The organism is Streptomyces sp. NPDC004031, assembly GCF_053604375.1.
Map to the genome: position 1 here is coordinate 1 of NZ_JBSGHL010000034.1, position 17007 is coordinate 17007.

General features: G+C 75.6%; 15 protein-coding genes and 1 pseudogene. 6 read left to right on the plus strand and 10 right to left on the minus strand.

Annotated features, from left to right (window positions below; translation table 11 throughout):
- Together ACWERV_RS21690 and ACWERV_RS21695 are read right to left on the minus strand one after the other, a co-directional pair.
- Positions 1 to 1064: glycoside hydrolase family 71/99-like protein (locus ACWERV_RS21690; RefSeq protein ID WP_452935393.1), on the minus strand; the 1064-nt coding region annotated here is incomplete at its 3' end.
- 433 nt (positions 1065 to 1497) lie between these two features.
- Positions 1498 to 2430, minus strand: coding sequence for an oxidoreductase (locus ACWERV_RS21695; protein WP_452935396.1), 933 nt, complete (start codon positions 2428 to 2430; stop codon positions 1498 to 1500).
- Between the two features lie 234 nt (positions 2431 to 2664).
- On the opposite strand from ACWERV_RS21695, the gene ACWERV_RS21700 reads away from it, so the two are divergent.
- The 3 genes from ACWERV_RS21700 to ACWERV_RS21710 all read left to right on the plus strand — a co-directional run bounded on the left by ACWERV_RS21700 (position 2665) and on the right by ACWERV_RS21710 (position 6987).
- Positions 2665 to 3792, plus strand: a complete 1128-nt coding sequence (locus ACWERV_RS21700; protein ID WP_452935399.1) for a PP2C family protein-serine/threonine phosphatase — start codon at positions 2665 to 2667, stop codon at positions 3790 to 3792.
- A 110-nt stretch (positions 3793 to 3902) separates the two neighbouring features.
- Positions 3903 to 4733 (plus strand): slipin family protein, encoded by an 831-nt coding sequence (locus ACWERV_RS21705; protein WP_398184264.1) that lies wholly within the window; start codon positions 3903 to 3905, stop codon positions 4731 to 4733.
- Between the two features lie 115 nt (positions 4734 to 4848).
- The gene (locus tag ACWERV_RS21710; RefSeq protein WP_452935402.1) at positions 4849 to 6987 is read left to right on the plus strand and encodes an ATP-binding SpoIIE family protein phosphatase; all 2139 of its coding nucleotides are present in this window, start codon (positions 4849 to 4851) and stop codon (positions 6985 to 6987) included.
- Positions 6988 to 7118: 131 nt separating this feature from the next.
- On the opposite strand, the gene ACWERV_RS21715 is transcribed toward ACWERV_RS21710, so the two are convergent.
- The 3 genes and pseudogenes from ACWERV_RS21715 to ACWERV_RS21725 all read right to left on the minus strand — a co-directional run.
- The gene (locus tag ACWERV_RS21715; RefSeq protein WP_452935404.1) at positions 7119 to 7517 is read right to left on the minus strand and encodes a hypothetical protein; all 399 of its coding nucleotides are present in this window, start codon (positions 7515 to 7517) and stop codon (positions 7119 to 7121) included.
- A 126-nt stretch (positions 7518 to 7643) separates the two neighbouring features.
- Positions 7644 to 8291, minus strand: coding sequence for a hypothetical protein (locus ACWERV_RS21720; RefSeq protein ID WP_452935407.1), 648 nt, complete (start codon positions 8289 to 8291; stop codon positions 7644 to 7646).
- 152 nt (positions 8292 to 8443) lie between these two features.
- Positions 8444 to 9001, minus strand: a pseudogene (locus ACWERV_RS21725) (MFS transporter); the annotation flags it as partial.
- Positions 9002 to 9039: 38 nt separating this feature from the next.
- On the opposite strand from ACWERV_RS21725, the gene ACWERV_RS21730 reads away from it, so the two are divergent.
- Entirely contained in the window at positions 9040 to 9606 is a 567-nt protein-coding gene (locus tag ACWERV_RS21730) for a CGNR zinc finger domain-containing protein (RefSeq protein WP_452935410.1), read from the plus strand.
- On the opposite strand, the gene ACWERV_RS21735 is transcribed toward ACWERV_RS21730, so the two are convergent.
- Positions 9515 to 10480 carry a LysR family transcriptional regulator gene (locus tag ACWERV_RS21735; RefSeq protein ID WP_452935412.1) on the minus strand — a complete coding sequence of 322 codons (966 nt, stop codon included), beginning with the start codon at positions 10478 to 10480 and terminating at the stop codon, positions 9515 to 9517. The genes ACWERV_RS21730 and ACWERV_RS21735 overlap by 92 nt on opposite strands.
- A 60-nt stretch (positions 10481 to 10540) precedes the next feature.
- On the opposite strand from ACWERV_RS21735, the gene ACWERV_RS21740 reads away from it, so the two are divergent.
- Complete coding sequence (locus ACWERV_RS21740) at positions 10541 to 11734, plus strand: nuclear transport factor 2 family protein (RefSeq protein WP_452935414.1); 1194 nt, start codon at positions 10541 to 10543, stop codon at positions 11732 to 11734.
- Positions 11735 to 11936: 202 nt separating this feature from the next.
- Here ACWERV_RS21740 and ACWERV_RS21745 read toward each other — a convergent pair whose 3' ends face one another.
- Genes ACWERV_RS21745 through ACWERV_RS21760 form a run of 4 tightly spaced genes read right to left on the minus strand, consistent with a single transcriptional unit; the run spans position 11937 to position 16077 of the window.
- Entirely contained in the window at positions 11937 to 13244 is a 1308-nt protein-coding gene (locus tag ACWERV_RS21745) for an FAD-dependent oxidoreductase (protein WP_452935417.1), read from the minus strand.
- Between the two features lie 60 nt (positions 13245 to 13304).
- Positions 13305 to 14015 carry a maleylpyruvate isomerase family mycothiol-dependent enzyme gene (locus ACWERV_RS21750; protein ID WP_452935420.1) on the minus strand — a complete coding sequence of 237 codons (711 nt, stop codon included), beginning with the start codon at positions 14013 to 14015 and terminating at the stop codon, positions 13305 to 13307.
- Complete coding sequence (locus ACWERV_RS21755) at positions 14015 to 14881, minus strand: fumarylacetoacetate hydrolase family protein (RefSeq protein WP_452935423.1); 867 nt, start codon at positions 14879 to 14881, stop codon at positions 14015 to 14017. Before ACWERV_RS21755 ends, ACWERV_RS21750 begins: the two co-directional genes overlap by 1 nt.
- Complete coding sequence (locus ACWERV_RS21760; RefSeq protein WP_452935424.1) at positions 14878 to 16077, minus strand: cupin domain-containing protein; 1200 nt, start codon at positions 16075 to 16077, stop codon at positions 14878 to 14880. The genes ACWERV_RS21755 and ACWERV_RS21760 overlap by 4 nt, the downstream gene beginning before the upstream one ends.
- Positions 16078 to 16185: 108 nt before the next feature.
- On the opposite strand from ACWERV_RS21760, the gene ACWERV_RS21765 reads away from it, so the two are divergent.
- Entirely contained in the window at positions 16186 to 16962 is a 777-nt protein-coding gene (locus tag ACWERV_RS21765; RefSeq protein WP_452935426.1) for an IclR family transcriptional regulator, read from the plus strand.
- Positions 16963 to 17007: the final 45 nt, after the last annotated feature.

The window sequence follows — 17007 nt, forward strand, 5'->3', positions numbered from 1 at the left end:
TACTCGTCGAACATCGAGATGTAGATGCCCTGCACGCCGGCGCGGCACATGTTGTAGAACTGCCGCCACATGAAGTCGCCGTGCGCGCGCTGGCGGCCGGTGACCGAGCCGGGCAGCACGCACGGCTGGTAGTCGATGCCGTGCGCCGCGCACTCGGCCAGGTCCGGCACCGTCGCCTGGTTGTAGAAGTTGTCGGCGTCCGCGACGTTGCCGATCCGGCCGACCATCCACGGGCTGAGCATGTCGAAGCCGTGGTAGACGTCCGCGAAGCCGGGGCGGGAGTCCCGGTCCCCGGTACGCCACCAGGTCGGCACCCCGCCGATCACGTAGCAGCCCTGCGCCTTGAACCAGTTGAGCACGTCGAGACATGCCGCCGCTGTGAACGGCCGCTGGTTGTCGGCGAAGCCGAAGCCCCAGATGCACACCACGGGCTTGCCGTTCTGCTTGGCGTAGGCCGGTGAGGCGGTGTGCGCCTTCATCTTGTTGGTCCAGTCGGTCTTGATGTCCGACTGCATGGTCGTCCAGTCGCTGACGTCGTACATGATGTAGAACTTCCGGCCGTGCGACTCGGCGGCGCTGCGCACCTTGCCCGCCATCGCGTCCCGGTTGGGCCCCTCGCCGCCGGTGGGGTTGAAGCGCTGGAGCGCGGCGGTGTCGATGTTGTTCTGCTGCATCCACAGGAACTGCGTGTCGACCGTCTGCTGGTCGTACGACGAGAACAGCGTCGCGGGCTGACCGTTCCCGAGCGCCGCGTAACCGGTCTGGTACGTCTTCGTGTACTCGCGGACGTCCGGCCACGCCACGATCGTCGTGTTGGACGGCGAGGGCGCCTGCCCGCCGTTCTGGCTCCAGTGCCACCAGCTGTTGATCGGTGAACCGTCGCCGACACAGGCGAACCAGCCCTGGTAGCCGACCGTGATCTTGCCGACCACGTCTCCGGGCCCGCTGGCGGCCGCGACCGCGGGGGCAGCGGACGCGATGGGGGCGGAACCCAGCGTGCTGAGCGCCGCGGCGGCGGTCCCGCCCGCCGCGGCTCCGATGAACGTACGACGCGAAACTGCCATGGAAGCTCTCCGAACGGCGGCGCACGGCGGCCTCGGCCGGGCGCGACGGTGGACTGAGCGCGCCTCACCCGCTGTCGCCGTCTTCACATGATGCGGCTTCAACAGATGAACTCAGGCCCCGGGGCACGGCCATGGCCTGATTCGGCCACGGCCGTGCTGGAGTCCGCTGGATTCGGGCTGACCTGCGGTGGGGGGAGGTGCGCGCAGTCCCGTGACGCGCACCACGCTGAGTGGTTCCGAAAGCGCGGTTGGCGGTACGCAGGGATTCAACTGCTGAACCAAACATCCCGTCAAGGGTCCAGACCGGATCGGCGAATTGTCCGGAAAGAGCGGCATTCCGCGCGCCCCGATGGCGATTGCGCCCTGTGCAACGAGGTCAAAACATCGGATGAGTTGATTCAGGACTTGTCGGACGGGACGGCCCCGCCCGCGTTCACTCCGTCGCCCCGGCCGGTCCGGACCCGTCCAGCAGGGCCATGTCCTCGTCCGTGAGCCGCAGCGCGCCCGCGGCCAGGTTGTCCGCCAGGTGGTCCGGGTCGCCGGTGCCGGGGATCGCCAGCACGTGCGGGCCCTGCCGGAGCGTCCAGGCCAGCCGCACCTGCGCGGCCGACACGCCGTGCGTCCGCGCGACCGCCGCCACGGCCTCGTCGGTGTCGCCGGAGGACGTGCCCGCGCCCATCTCCCGGCCCTCCCCGGCGATCGAGTAGAAGGGCACGAAGGCCAGCCCCAGCTCGCCGCACTCGCGCAGCAGCGCCGCGCTGCGCCGGTCGGCGAGCCCGTACATGTTCTGCACGCACACCACCGGGGCGGCGGTGCGGGCCTCGGCGAGCTGGGCGGACGTCACGTTCGACACCCCCAGATGGCGGATCAGCCCGGCCGTGCGCAGCTCCTCCAGGGCCCCCATGCGCTCGGCGACGCCGCCCGCCGGGACCGACGGCATGATGCGCAAATTGACCAGGTCCAGGTGGTCGCGGCCGAGCTGGCGGAGGTTCTCCTCCACCTGGCCGCGCAGCTGGTCCGGCCGGGCGGCCGGCAGCCAGCTGCCCGACGGGTCCCGGCCCGGACCGACCTTGGTGGCGATCACCAGGTCGTCGGGGTAGGGCGCGAGGGCGCGGTTGATCAGCTCGTTCGCCGAGCGCAGCGACGAGAAGTAGAAGGCCGCGGTGTCGATGTGGTCGACGCCCAGCTCGACCGCCCGGCGCAGCACCGCGAGCGCCTGGTCGCGGTCGCGCGGCACCCCGTTGTGGAAGGCGGCGGTGCCGGTCAGGCGCATCGCGCCCAGCCCGATCCGGCGTACCGTCAGGTCGCCGAGACGCCAGGTGCCCGCCGCGTCGGCGGTGACCGAGGGTGAGGTCGCAGAGGTCATGGACTCCCGTTTCTCCAGGTCTCCCGCGGGGGAGGTCCCCGCGGAGCGACCCGGAGTATGACCCGCCCCGACGCGCCCGCGGAACGCCCTGCCGGGAGGGCAAAAGTCACAGCCCGCACGGGAACGATGCGGCGGTGCCAGGAGTTGATCCAGTGTCGGACGGCGGCGCCGGCGTGCCCCGTGCGGCCGCCCGGTAGCGCGGAAAATCCCGTTCGTCCCATTAGGCTCGCTTGTGTGACGACGACGCAGCCGCCCGGCCCACGACGCGCGGCGCCGGGCCGGTCCGTCCCCGCCCTGCTGGCGCCGATCCTGCTGACCGTGGCCATCGGCGTGGCATCCGTCGTCACACCCCGTGAAGTCGCCATCAGCCGGATGCTTCCCGCCGCGCCCGCACTCGCCGCCTCCAGCTGGTCGGTGGCCGCGACCGTCGGCCTCGGCTTGCTGGCGCTGATCGTGGTGGTGATCGTCGATCTGACCTTCCACCACCACGCCGTGTTCTTCACCGGCGCCGCCATCGTCGCCGTCACCGCGGCCGCGGGCTACGCCTGCCACGTCCGCCTGGAGCGCGAGCGCGCCCTCCTCCAGGTCCGCTCGGTCGCGGAGGCCGCGCAGTCGGTCGTGCTGCGGCCGGTGCCGCCGCGGATCGGCGGCATGTGCGTCCAGACGCTCTACCTGGCCGCCGCCGCCGAGGCCCGGATCGGCGGTGATCTCTACGAGGTGGCCGACACCCCGTACGGCGTACGGCTGCTCATCGGGGACGTGCGCGGCAAGGGGCTGTCCGCCGTGGGGGTGGCGGGGGCGGTGGTCAACTCCTTCCGGGAGGCCGCCTACGACGAGCCGGACCTCGCCGCGCTGGCCCGGCGGCTGGACACCAGCCTGGTCCGCTACGGCGAGTCCTTCCCGTCCGGCGAGTCCGCCGAGCGCTTCGCGACCGCGGTGCTGGCCCAGATCCCGCACGGCGGCGGCGACGCGACGGTGCTCAACTGCGGACACCCCCCGCCGGTCCTGATCCGCGGCCGGGAGGTGCGCGCCCTGGAGCCGTCCACCGCCTCCCCGCCGCTGAACATGGCGGCGCTGCTCGGCACGGACTACGCCGTCGAGACCGTCGAGCTGGTCCCCGGCGACCAGCTGCTGCTCTACACCGACGGCGTCACCGAGACCCGCGACGACGAGGGCCGCTTCTTTCCGCTGCTGGCCTGGCTCGGCAGCCTGGACCCGGCGCCGCCGCGCCGTCTGCTCGACCAGCTGCACGACCGGCTGATCAGCTTCGGCGACGGCCTCGACGACGACATCGCCGCACTGGTGGTCCAGGTGGAGGCCCCGCGGGCGGCGGAAAGCGGGCGGGAGCCGCCCGGCCGGTGACCCCGCGCCGCCCCGGGCGGGGACGTCTCACCCGTTCACGCGGCTCTCGCGGCGCGTCGCGGCCCGATGCGAGGGATGCTGGAAGGGAGCCGACAGCGGGAGGCTGCGCCATGCCGAACCTCGGAATCGCCATCGTGCGGCAGTACGAGCGAGGAGTGGTTTTCCGGCTCGGGCGGCTGCGCGGAGTGCGCAGGCCCGGCTTCCACTTCATGATTCCGCTCTCCGACCACATGTGGAAGGTCAGTCTGCGGACGGTCACGATGCCCGTGCCGTCACAGCAGGTCATCACGCAGGACAATGTGTCGATCGGCGTCGCGGCGGTCGCCTATTTCCGCCGGGTGGACGCGGTCAAGGCGATCGTGGAGATCGAGGACGTCGCCCAGGCGGTCGGGCAGATCGCGCAGACCACGGTCCGCAACATCGTCGGCCGGTCGATGCTGGACCAGGTCCTCACCGACACCCAGACGCTCAACCTGGCCATCCGCGAGATCCTGGACGGCATCACGGAGCAGTGGGGCGTCCAGGTCTTCCTCGTCGAGCTGAAGGACATCGAGCTGCCGGTCACCATGCAGCGGGCGATGGCCCGCCAGGCGGAGGCCGAGCGGGAGAAGCGCGCCAAGATCATCGCGGCCGAGGGCGAGGCGCTCAGCGCCGGCCGGCTCGCCGAGGCCGCCGACGTCATCGCCGACCACCCGGTGGCGCTGCAGCTGCGGAATCTGCAGGTCCTCGCGGAGATCGCGGCCGAGAAGAACAGCACGGTCGTCTTTCCCGCGCAGCTCCTGGACAGCGCGAAGGCCGTGGCCCGGTTCGTCACCGACGAGAGCGGCCGGCCACCCGACCGGAACGCCCCGCTGCCACGGGTCGAACCGGTGGACGAACCCCCGGCCGTGGGAGGCTCCCGCGGCACCGACACGCCGCCGGAGATCGACCCTGGGCAGTGACCGCGGGCGGCGCGTCGCCGGACCGCGTCCGCACGCCTCACGAGCCCGCTCCCGGGATCCCGAGGCGCGGTCCGGCACGCCTCCGCCCCCCGGCGGTGACCCGGCCGGTGACCCGGTGGCGGGTGACCCGGCGGCGGGCGGCTCGGCCTCGTGCACGGTCGACGCCCGGGGCCGGATCACCGCGTGGGGCGGTGACGCCCAGGAGCTGCTGGGCTTCGGCCCCGCCGAGGCGGTCGGCCGGCCCGTGCAGGAGCTGCTCGGCGTGCGGCCCGACCTGCTGCCGTGGGGCGCCGACACCGGCTGGACGACCTTCGCCCCGGTCCGCGACCGTACCGGTGAGCGCATCGACGCGCTGTGGTGCGCGGAGCCGCTGGTGACGGCGCCGGACGGCGAGGGCGACGGGGACGGGTCCGGCGCCGCCGCGTGCGAGCCCGGCGGCGACCTCGCCGGCGCCCGCTGCTGGGCCGTCCGCGTCCTCCCGCAGGGCACCGCCGTGCGGCTCTCCGACGCCGACGCCGTACCCCCCGAGCAGGAGCACGGCAGCCGCCGCCGGCTCGCGATGGTCTACGAGGCCTCGCTGCGGATCGGCAACACCCTCGACGTCTTCCACACCGCCGACGAGCTGGCCCTGATGAGCACCGAGGAATTCGCCGACTACGTGACCGTCGACCTGCTGGAGCAACTGCTCAGCGGCGACGAGGACGTGCTCGACCCCGCCCCCGAGGGCGGCGTGGTGCTGCGCCGCACCGCCCAGCGCTCGGTCCTGGACGGCTGCCCCGAGGCCGTCGTGGCACTCGGCGACAAGCACGTCTACCCCGCCGGTTCGCCCGCCGGACGCACCCTCGCGACCGGCCACGGCTTTCTCCAGCAGGTCAGCGAGTCCACGCTGGACTGGTGGTCCGCCTCCCCCGAACGGCAGGCCTCGATCCGGGAGTACGGCATCCACAGCGCGCTGGTCGTCCCGCTGCGCGCGCGGGGCGTCACGCTGGGCCTGGCCATGTTCTGCCGGCACCGCACCAAGGCCCCGTACGAGGCGGACGACCTCGGGGTGGCCGAGGAGCTGGCCCGGCGCGCCGCCGTCTGCGTCGACAACGCCCGCCGCTACACCCGGGAGCGGGCCACCGCCGTGATGCTCCAGCGCAGCCTGCTGCCCGGCACCCTGGCCACGCCGACCGCCGTCGAGGCCGCCGCCCGCTACCGCCCGGCGGGCTCGCGCAGCGGCGCGGGCGGCGACTGGTACGACGTGATCCCGCTGTCCGGCGCCCGGGTCGCGCTCGTCGTCGGCGACGTCGTCGGCCACGGGCTGCGCGCCGCCGCGGCGATGGGACGGCTGCGCGCGGCCGTCCGCACCCTCGCCGACATCGACCTGCCGCCGGACGAGGTGCTCACCCGGCTCGACGACGTCATCACCCGGCTCGTCCGCGAGGCCGCCGTCTCCGACAGCGCCGACGCCGAGCAGCAGGGCCTCGGCGAGATGAGCGCCACCTGCCTCTACGCCGTCTACGACCCGGTGTCGCGCAACTGCTGGATGGCCTCGGCCGGCCATCCGCCGCCCGCGGTCGTCAGCCCCGACGGCGAGGCGGTCTTCGCCGACCTCCCCGTCGGCCCGCCGCTGGGCATCGGCGGGCTCCCCTTCGAGGCGGCCGAGCTGCGGCTCGCCGAGGGCAGCCTGCTGGCGTTCTACACCGACGGGCTGGTCAAGGCGCCGGGCGCCGACGTGGACTCCGCGATGGAGACCATGCGCGCACTGCTCACCACATCAGGCCGCCCGCTGGAGGAGACCTGCGACCTGCTGCTGCGCACCCTGCTGCCCTCGCCGCCGGCCGACGACGTCGCCCTGCTGCTGGTCCGCACCCGCGCGCTCAGCGCCGACCGGGTCGCCTCCTGGGACGTCTCCGACGACCCGGCCGAGGTCGCCAGGGTCCGCAAGATCGCCGTCGAGCAGCTCGACGCGTGGGGGCTGGACGAGGCCGTCTTCACGATGGAGCTGGTCATCAGCGAGCTGGTCACCAACGCCATCCGGCACGGCCGCCCGCCCGTCCGGCTGCGGCTCATCCGGGACGACGCGTCGCTCTTCTGCGAGGTGTCCGACGGCAGCAGCGCCGCCCCGCACCTGCGCCGCGCCCGGGTGTGGGACGAGGGCGGCCGCGGCCTGCTGCTGGTCGCCCAGCTCACCGACCGCTGGGGCACCCGTCACACCGCCACGGGCAAGATCATCTGGACCGAGCAGGACATCACCGCCCCGGAGCGCTGACCGGCTCCCGCCGCCGTCCGCCCCGGCGGCGCCGCGTCCAGCCGGGATCTCCTGTCCCCGGCCCGCCCGGTGCCACCGCCTGAACCGCGCGCTTCACGGCCCTGGACGGGCCTTCGCCGCGACGGGCACGCTCACTGCCTGAGCTTCGGGCCCACGCAGATGTCGACCGCGGCCGCGTGCCCGCCGGGCTCGTCGACAGCGACACGGATCTGCCGCCTGCCCGCTTCACCGAGGAGGCTCACGAAGCGGGTCTCGCCCATGACGTCGCCGATGACGAGCCGTCCGTCGGTCAACGAGATCGGCCCCTCGAAGACGGTCGTGAAGGAAGGGTCCGGGCCGAGCCCCTGGTCGAGCGGCCGGGTGAAGAGCCGGACCCTGACGAGTCGCGTCTGAGCCTGGACCCGGACCACCACATGGGTGTCGCACCCGGCCGCGGGCTCGTCCCTCAGCTCCAGCACCGGCAGCCAGTCGACCGATCCCAGCGCCAGAACCGGGTGGTTCACCCGAACCTCGACACCGGCGAGCTGCATGTGCGGTCCTCCCCGGCGTTCGCCCCATGACGCGGGGTGATGCTACCGGGCGGCTCCGACACGCAACGCCCAGTACCTCCGGACCCGGACGCGCGAGCGGACCGCCCCGCCGCGCCATGGGCCTGTTCAACGGCCCCGCGCCGTCCGCCCTGTTCCCCCGGCCCGGCCCGCGGCGCCCGCCGGGCAGGCCGCGGAGAGCGCGGCGACGCCTGCCGCCGCCAGCAGGGCGGCCGGGACGGAGCGGGCCGCGACCGGTCCTGCGGCCGCCGCACCCAGCGCGAAACCGGTGATCTTCAGGCTCGCCCCGGTGGTGAACACCCGCGCCCGCAGCGCCTCCGGTGCCTCCCGGTGCCGCACCGCGAACAGCGCCGTGAGCTGCGGGCCCTCCCCGGCCCCGGCCAGCAGCAGCGCCGCGACCAGCAGGACCGGGCGGGACCCGGCGGCCAGTGCCAGCGCGGCCGCCTGGACCAGCGCGGCCACCCGCACGACCGTGTCCGGCGCGGCGGCACGCGGGAACCGGGCGAGCACGCCGCCCGCCGCGAGCGAGGAGAGCGCCGCGCACGACAGCAGCAGCGTGCCGCGCCCCGCACTCCCGAACTCCCGCTCCCCGAGCAGCGGAAGGCACGCGGCGAGCATCCCCTGCGCCACGGAGCACCCCACCGAGGTGACCGTGGCCCGCCGCAACCGCGGCCGCCGCCCGATGACCCGCACCCCCTCCCCGAGCTCCCGCCACACGGAGCCGCCCGGCACGGCGCCCGGGGGCGGGGGAGCCACGGCTGTGGTGGTCGCCGGTGCGCCCGCCGGGGGCGCGGGAGTTGCGACGCGGTGGCCGCCGGTGCCTTCGGGACGGGCCCGGTCGGCCGGTGGGGCACGGCGGCTGACGGGGCGTCCGGCAGGTGTCGTGGCGCTCCCGTCCGGGCGGGGCCGCGCGCCGGGAGGTACCAGGCCGCCGGGACCGCCGCGGCGATCAGGGCGGCGGAGGCGGCCACCGCCACAGGGGCGTTCGCGGCCTCCGCGAGGGCTCCGGCGAGGGCCGGACCGGTGAGGCTCGCCAGGGTGAAGGTCAGCGCGTCGAGGGCGTTCGCCCGCGGCAGCCGCGAGGGTGCGGCCACCCGCGGGAGCTGGGCCGTCCAGCCGCCGGACAGGGCCGGGCCCCCGAGACCGGTCAGGACCGCGAGGGCCACGCACAGCGCGAACGGCGCCCTGCCCAGGCCCGCGAGCAGAAGTGTCAGGCCCGCCGCGTACGCCGCGAGCGCCGCGGCCAGCAGTCGGCCCGGCCGCTCCTGCCGGTCCAGCAGCGTCCCGAGCACGGGGCCGCCCGCCGCCGCGGCGACGGTGAGCCCCGCGAGCAGCGCCGACGCCGAGGCGGCCGAGCCGGTGAGGGCGAATCCCGCGAGCATCAGCGCGGGCCCCGACATCTCGTCGCCCGCGCGCGCCGCGACCGCCCCGGCGAGGTACATGCCCAGCCCGTAACGCCTTCTCATCCGGTGGACGTTACGGAGGTAACCCACAACGCGGCAATATGCGTTACAGTGCGCCGGTGCCTCCCGCAGACGACAGATCCGCCCGGCACTCCGTCCAGGAGATGGCCGACCGCGCCGCCGCCCTCGTCAACGTGCTCGACGGCGGTGACCCCGCCCCGGCCGAGGTCGCCGCGGTGCTCGCCGCGTACGGGGAGCCGGCGGACGGGCTCACCGCCGCCGACGTCGCCGGGATGCGCGCGGCCGCCGCGCTGCTCCGGGAGGTCTTCACCGCCGGACGCACGGACGCCGCCGCCGGCGTCCTCAACCGGCTGCTGCGCGAGCACACCGGGCCGCTGCGGCTGACCGCGCACGGCGGCGCGTCCCCCTGGCATCCGCACCTCGACAGCGACGACGAGGCGCCCTGGGACGAGTGGTTCCTCGCCTCCTCCTGCATGGCGCTCACGGTCCTGCTCTGGGAGCGGCAGGCGCCGCCCGGCGCGGTGTGCGCCTCGCCCGCCTGCCGCACCGTGTTCGTCAGCCGGAGCCGGGGCCTGGAGCGCCGCTACTGCTCGCGGCGCTGTGCGACCCGGGAGCGGGTCGCGGCCCACCGGCGCGGGCACGCGTGACGCCCGCCGCGAGCCGGCCGAGCAGCGCCGCGGCGAGCGGGTGCGGGTCGCGGCGCGGGGTCAGGGCGTGGATGCCGCGGGCCGGGGGGTCGGCCAGCGGCACGGCGGTCACGTCGGCCCGCAGCGCGGGCACCAGCACGCCGGGCACCAGCGCGACGGCGAGGCCGGTCGCGACCAGCGCGAGCTTGCCGGGCAGGTCGGCGGCGGCGAGGTCGATCCGGGGCGTGACCCCGGCGCGGGCGGCCTGCGCGCGCAGCAGCGCCGCCGAGCCGTCGTTGTCCTCGGCCCAGGTCTCACCGGCCAGCTCCTCGATGCGCAGCGGCCCGCCGCCCGCGAGCGGGTGACCGGCGGGCAGCACCACCACCATCTCGTCGGTCCCCAGCGGGTGCTGCTCCACCCGCGGGTCGTGCGGCAGCCCCGGCGGCGCGTCGGTGACCACCGCGACGTCCAGCTCCCCGGCGGCCACCCGGCCGTGCAGCTCCGCGCTCAGCGCGGGCAGCAGGCTCCACCGCACGGGCCCGGCGTCCGCCAGCAGTTCGCGTACGGCCTGCGGGACGACCCCGGCGGCGAGCGAGGGCGTCGCGCCCACCGCGAGCGGCCGGACCTGCTCGCTCTCGCGCAGCTCGCGCACGGCGCGCACGGCCCGGTCGGCCTCGTGCAGCGCGGCCAGCGCGTGCCGCCGGAAGACCTCGCCCGCGGCCGTCGGGCGCACCCCGCGGGCGTGCCGTTCCACCAGCGGCACGCCGAGCTGCCGTTCGAGTCCGGCGATCTGCCGGGAGACGGCGGACTGGGTGTGGTGCAGTTCCGCGGCCGCCGCCGACAGCGAGCCGAGTCGGCACACCGTCACGAAGGTCCGCCACACGGTGAGGTCCATGGCCGACAGTATGCCGGTCAGCCATGCGCCGCGCGCAGAGCTGCCCTGCGCAATCGTCGCTTGTCGCATGCCTCGCGGCCGACGAGCCTTGCCGGTATGACCACAGCACATACCGTCGCCGTCCTGGGCCTGGGACGCATGGGCGGCGCGGCGGCCGCCCGTCTCGCCGCCGAGGGCCACCGCGTCACCGGCTGGACGCGCTCCGGCCGCTCCGTACCCGGCGTCACGGCGGCCGCGACACCGGCCGCCGCCGTCGCGGACGCCGACACCGTCCTGCTGGCCCTCTTCGACGGCGGGGCCTGCCACCAGGTGCTCGACGCGATCCGCGGCGCACTGCGGCCCGGCGCCGTCGTCGTCAACACCGCGACCGTCGCGCCCGCCGAGGCCGCGGACCTCGCCCGCCGGACGGGCCCGGCCTACGTGCACGCGCCCGTCCTCGGCTCGGTGCCCGCCGCGGCCTCGGGCACCCTGCGGATCCTCGCGGCCGGTGAGCCCGACGCCCTGCTGCGGGCCCGCCCGGTCCTGGACGCCCTCGGCACCGTGCACCCGGCCGCCGGGGCGGGCGCCGCCGCCGCGCTGAAGCTCGTCGCCAACGCAGGGCTCGCGGGCGCGGTGCTCGCCCTCGGCGCGTGCCTGCGGCAGGGCGACGCCCTCGGCCTGCCCCGCACGGAGGTGCTGGACGTCCTGGAGATGGGGCAGCTCGGCGGCCTCACCGCCCGCAAGCGGGCCTTCCTCGACGGGGGACCGGTGCCCGCCACCGCCGACTTCACCCTCGCCGCGCTGGTCAAGGACATGGACCTGCTGGCCGCCGCGTCGGGCGCGCCGCTGCCCGCGGCCACCGCGCTCGCCGCGGCACCCGCCGCCCCGGACGCGGACATCGCGGCCGCCGCCGCGGCCCCGGCACCCGACGAGGCCGTCCTCGCCCCCTTGCGCGCCTACGCCCGCGGCCACGCGACCGGCGACCCGGCGCACTTCCGCGCCGCGTTCCTGCCCACCGCCCACGTCGAGGGCCTGCGCGACGGGTCGTTCGTCTCCTGGACGCTGGACGACTACTGCGCCCTCTTCCCCGGCCGCCCCGCGCCGGACGAGGACGCGCGCACCCGCCGGATCGACTCCGTCGACGTCCACGGCAGCGCCGCCACCGCCCGGATGACCCTCGTCCACGGCCCGGACCGCTTCACCGACGTTTTCCTGCTGGTGCGCACCGGGGACGGCTGGCGCATCGCCAACAAGGCCTACCACCGCCACACCTGAGCCCCGCGGCCGGAACCACCGGGACAGACGGTCCGTCACCGGGCGCGGCGCGCGGGGCGTGCGGTCGAGCCCCTCCCGGGCCGCCGTCACCGGCCCATCGCGACCTCGGCGTCGGTATCGCCGGATCGCCCGCCCGGCGACGGCTCGTGGAGGTACCGGATCTCCCCCCGTACGTCCCGGCCGTCCTCCCGCCGGACACGCGTCAGACGCCGCCGGCCGCCGTCGTGGGGGCGTCGGTCCGTGCGGGGGCGGAGGAGAGCGGGACCGGAGTGAACATCGGCGGCTCCTCCTGCGGGGTGAGCGCGGTCGGGCCGTACACCCAGTCGGTGAAGGAGTAGTCGTACGTGTCGCGCGCCCGCAGCACGGCGTTGCGGCGCAGCCGCTGCTCGCCGTCGAGGTGCCACAGCTCGCCCCACACGCGGGCGGTGGTCTGCACCCGGCGGCAGTGCTCGACGCGCACCGCCTGGTAGGCGGCGAGCGCCGCGTCCCAGTCGGGCCGTCCGCCCGCCGCGGGGGCTGCCTCCGCCTGCCGGGCGTAGTGCCGGGCCAGCACCCAGCCGTCCTCGATCGCCATGATCGCGCCCTGCGCCATGTACTGCAGCGGCGGGTGCGCCGCGTCGCCGAGCAGCACGACACGGCCGTGCACCCAGGTGTCGACCGGGTCCCGGTCGAGCATCTGCCACCAGCGGTCCCGCCACATCAGAGGGATGCCCTTGCGCACGGTGTCGCCGGTGGCGGCGAAGGCGGCGTCCAGCTCGTCCGGGGTGCCCCAGTCCGCGCGGCCCGCGAGCGCCTTGGGCGACTGGAAGACGGCGACCTGGTTGAACATCTCGCCGCCGCGCAGCGCGTACTGCACGAAGTGGCAGCGCGGGCCGACGTGCACGGTCACGTCGCGCTCGGCGACGCCGTTGCCGCGCACCGCGTCGATCGGCACGGCCGCGCGGTAGGCGACGTAGGTGGAGCTGACGACGTCGTCGCCGACCAGTTGGCGGCGGGCCGCCGAGTGCAGCCCGTCGGCGGCGACGACCAGCGGCGCCTGCTGCGCGCTGCCGTCCGCGAGCCGCACCAGCGCGCCCTCGGCGGTGTTCTCGTAGCCGGTGACGGTGCGGTCGGTCAGCAGCTCGACCCCGGCGCGTCCGCACGCCCGCAGCAGGATGCCGTGCAGGTCGCTGCGGTGGATGACCATGTACGGGAAGCCGTAGCGGCGTTCCAGGTCGCGCAGGTCCAGCCGGGTCAGCTCGCGCGAGTCGAGCGCGTCGCGCATCACCATGTGCTCGGGGACGACGCCCAGGTCCCGGGCCTCCTCCAGCAGGCCGTACTCGGCGAGGATGCGGGTGCAGTTGGGCGCGATCTGGAGCCCCGCGCCCACCTCGCCGAACTCCGGGGCGCGCTCCAGGACGCGCACCCGCAGGCCCTGCCGGGCCAGGGCGAAGGCGGCGCCGAGGCCGCCGATGCCGCCGCCGACGACGATGACGTCGGGGCACACGGCCGGGGAGGAGTCGGGTGTCATGCTCGGTACCTCGTGATCTGTTCCGTACGGGAGGCGGTGGGGTCCAGGGCGGGCCGGCCGTCAGAGCCAGGCGCCCAGCGCGGGCGCGGGCGCGCCGTCCGCCGTGAGCGGGTCGGCGCCGCGTCCGGCCAGGTAGCCGGCCAGCACGGGCAGCCCGCCCGTGACGAGGGCGGGCTCGCCGTCGCCGGGCAGCTCCCACGCGCCCGCGGCGCCGGGGGCGCGCAGCCGCACGGCCGGGCCCGGCGCGGCGGCGCGCTTGGCGGCGATGTCGTCGCACAGCGCGGCCAGGAAACCGGCCGGCAGGTCGGCGAAGGTCACGCCGCCCGCCAGGTCCACCGCGTGCACGCACACCTCGCGGGCGCGCAGCCAGGGCACCTCGGACGCCGGTACGGTCCTGCCCTGCGCGGTGACGACCCCGGCGGCCCACTCCCGCTCGCCGAGCGCGTCCATGCCCGCCTCCAGCTCGCGGGCCGACGTGCGCAGCCGGGCGTGCAGCTCGCCCGCCGGCAGGGCCACGCCCCGCTCGATGCCCGCGGCGCGCTCCTCGGGGGAGGCGTACATCGGGGTGGGCACGCCGGTGGCGGCCCAGCGCACCAGGTTGGACAGCGCGTCGGCGTTGGCCGCGACGTGCGCGGCGACGTGCGCGCGGCTCCAGCCGGGCAGCGCGCTCGGCGCGGCGAGTGAGACGTCGTCCAGGCAGCGGGCGGCCCGCAGCAGCAGTTCGGTGCCGGCCGCGGTCCACTGCCGGGCGTCGGCGAGGGTGCGCGGCATCAGGACACCTGCTCCTGCGCCCCGGCGGCCTCCTTGACGACGCGGTTCTCCAGCCGCCCGATGCCGGAGATCTCGGTGACGACGGTCTCGCCGCCGAGCAGGTAGCGCTCGGGGCGCCGGGCGTGGCCGACCCCGCCGGGGGTGCCGGTGGCGATGATGTCGCCGGGGTTCAGCCGGACGACGGTGGAGACGTACTCGACCAGCGCGACCGGGTCGAAGAGCAGGTCGCCGGTGCTGTCGGACTGCATGACCTCGCCGTCCACCAGCAGCCGCATGTCCAGCACGGGACGGACCCCGCCGGGCAGTTCGTCGGGGGTGACCAGGTACGGGCCGACGGGGGTGGTGGAGTCCCAGGTCTTGCCCTGCAGCCACTCGCGGGTGCGGAACTGCCAGTCGCGGCACGTGATGTCGTTGAGCACGGTGAAGCCCGCGACGGCCCGCTCGGCCGCCGCGCCGCGGGCCCGCCGCACCGGGGCGCCGACGACGACCGCGAGTTCGGCCTCCCAGTCGAAGCCGTGCGTCTCGTCCGGCCGCACGATGTCGTCGCCCGCGCCGATCAGGGAGTCGGCGAACTTCGCGAAGAGGGTGGGGTGGTCGGGCAGGTCGCGGCCCATCTCCTGAATGTGGTTGCGGTAGTTGAGGCCGACGCACACCACCTTCGAGGGCGCGGGCACCACGGGCGCCAGGTCCGCGCCGGCCGCCGGGTAGGTCATCGCGTCCGCCGCGGAGACGGCCGCCGCGCGCCCGGCCCAGCCCTCGGCGGCGAGCAGGGCGCCGACGTCGGGGGCGCCGAGGTCGACCAGGACGTCGCCGTCGAGGCGTACGGCGCGGGTGCCGTCACCGGTGCGCAGGGTGGCGAGCTTCATCGGGGGTTTCCTTCCACGAGGGCGCGGTCGAGCCGCAGGGCTTCGAAGACGGGCGCGTCGCTGAACCGGAAGAGGTCCAGCGCGCCGGAGTCGGAGTCGGTCGCGCCCGCCTCGGAGCGCACCGAGAAGGGCTGCCAGGAGGGGACGGCGAACAGGTCGCCGCGGGCGACGGACCAGGTGGCGTCGCCGACGGTGACGCGGCCGGAGCCGTCGAAGACCTGGTAGACGGACGAGCCCGTGGCCCGTACCGGCGCGGTCTCGGCGCCGCGCGCGACACGGTGCATCTCGGCCCGCAGGGTCGGCAGCACGTCGGCGCCGGTCGCCGGGTCGGTGAACCGGACTGCCGCGTGGCCGGGCTCCACCGTGCCGCCGTGGCCCTCGGCCTCCAGCGCGAGCTGGTCGGCGAGCGCGCGGTCGGTGTGCTCCCAGCGGTAGGCCAGCAGCGGCGAGCCGGGACCGGTGGGGCCCGCGGACACCGGGCGCAGACCAGGGTGGCCCCACAGCCGCTCGGAGCGCGAGCGGTCCGGGGTGATGCGCTCGGCGTCGCTGATCCCGTCCCGGCCGAACTCGAAGAACTGGCTCTCGCTGGTGTACTGGAAGGGGATGTCCAGCCCGTCGATCCAGGCCATCGGCTCGGCGGTGGCGTTGTGGTGGGCGTGCCAGTTCCACCCGGCCTGCGGGAGGAAGTCGCCGCGCCGCATGGCCACCGGGTCGCGCCCGACGACCGTCCACACCCCCTCGCCCTCGACGACGAAGCGGAAGGCGTGCTGGGTGTGCCGGTGCTCGGGGGCGTCCTCACCGGGCATCAGGTACTGGATGGCCGCCCACAGCGTCGGGGTGGCGAAGGGCCGCCCGCCGAGCCCGGGGTTGGCCAGCGCGATGGCCCGGCGCTCGCCGCCGCGGCCGACCGGGACCAGGTCGCCGGCCTGCGCGGCCAGTGCGCGCAGCCGCTCCCAGCGCCACAGGTGCGGTACGGCGCGCGAGTGCGGGTGCGCGGGCATCAGGTCGCCGATCTGCGTCCACAGCGGGACGAGCAGCTCCTGTTCGAAGCCGCGGTAGAGGTCGTCGAGCGCGGGGGTGACGTCGGGCTGCCCCGCCGCGGCGACGGCCTGGAGCCGTACCGGGGAGGCCGGGGGAGCCGGGACGCCCAGGGTGGTGTCCCGCGCGGTGTCATGTGCGGTGGAGGACTGTGTCACACGGCTCAGGGTGCATCCTGTCTTCCAGGAGAACACCGAGATTCTGCACAGCAGAACCAGGTCTCGGCCGAGCCGAGCGCGGGAGCGCGGAACCGGGAGAGAGCCCTCGTGGACAAGCCGCTCAAGACACCGCCGCCCTACCCCGTCACGAGCGTCGACCACGCGCTGCGCGTCGCGACGATGCTCCAGATGGAGGGCGGGGCGACCGTCTCGCAGATCGCCGCGCGCCTCGGTGTGGCCCGCTCCACCGCGCACCGGATCCTCGCGATGCTCGTCTACCGCGACTTCGCCGTGCAGGGCGACGACCGGGTCTACCGCGCCGGGCCCGTCCTGGAACTCGCCGCGCACTCGCAGTCCCTGGTCTCCCGGCTGCGCGCCGCCGCCCTGCCGCACCTGCGCCGGGTGGTCGACCTGCTCGACGAGACCGCCAACCTCACCGTCCGCACCGGCGACACCGCCCGCTTCATCGCCAGCGCCGAGAGCCGCCAGGCGCTGCGGGTGGGCTCGCGCGAGGGCATGGTCTTCCCCGCGCACCGCACCACCGCGGGCCTGCTGCTGCTCGCCGAGCTGTCCGACGAGCAGCTGGCCGAGGTGTACGCGCCCGAGCGCTACCGCGACCGCCCCGCCGACCGCCCGGACCTGGCGGCGCTGCGGACGGAGCTGGCCCGGCTGCGGCGCAACGGTTTCGCCGTCAACAAGGAGCTGTCCGAACGCGGCCTGGTCGCCGTCGGCGTCCCCGTCCGCGACCGGGACGGCACCGCGGTGGCCGGGCTCTCGGTCTCGATGCCCGGCACCCGCTACGACCCCCACCACCTCCGGTCCCTGGTCGGCGCCCTGGAGAGCACCGCGCACCGGCTGGAGCAGGACCTCGCCGCCCACGACTGAGACCGGCCCCCGCCCGGTACCCCCGGGCGGCGGCCGATGTCGGCG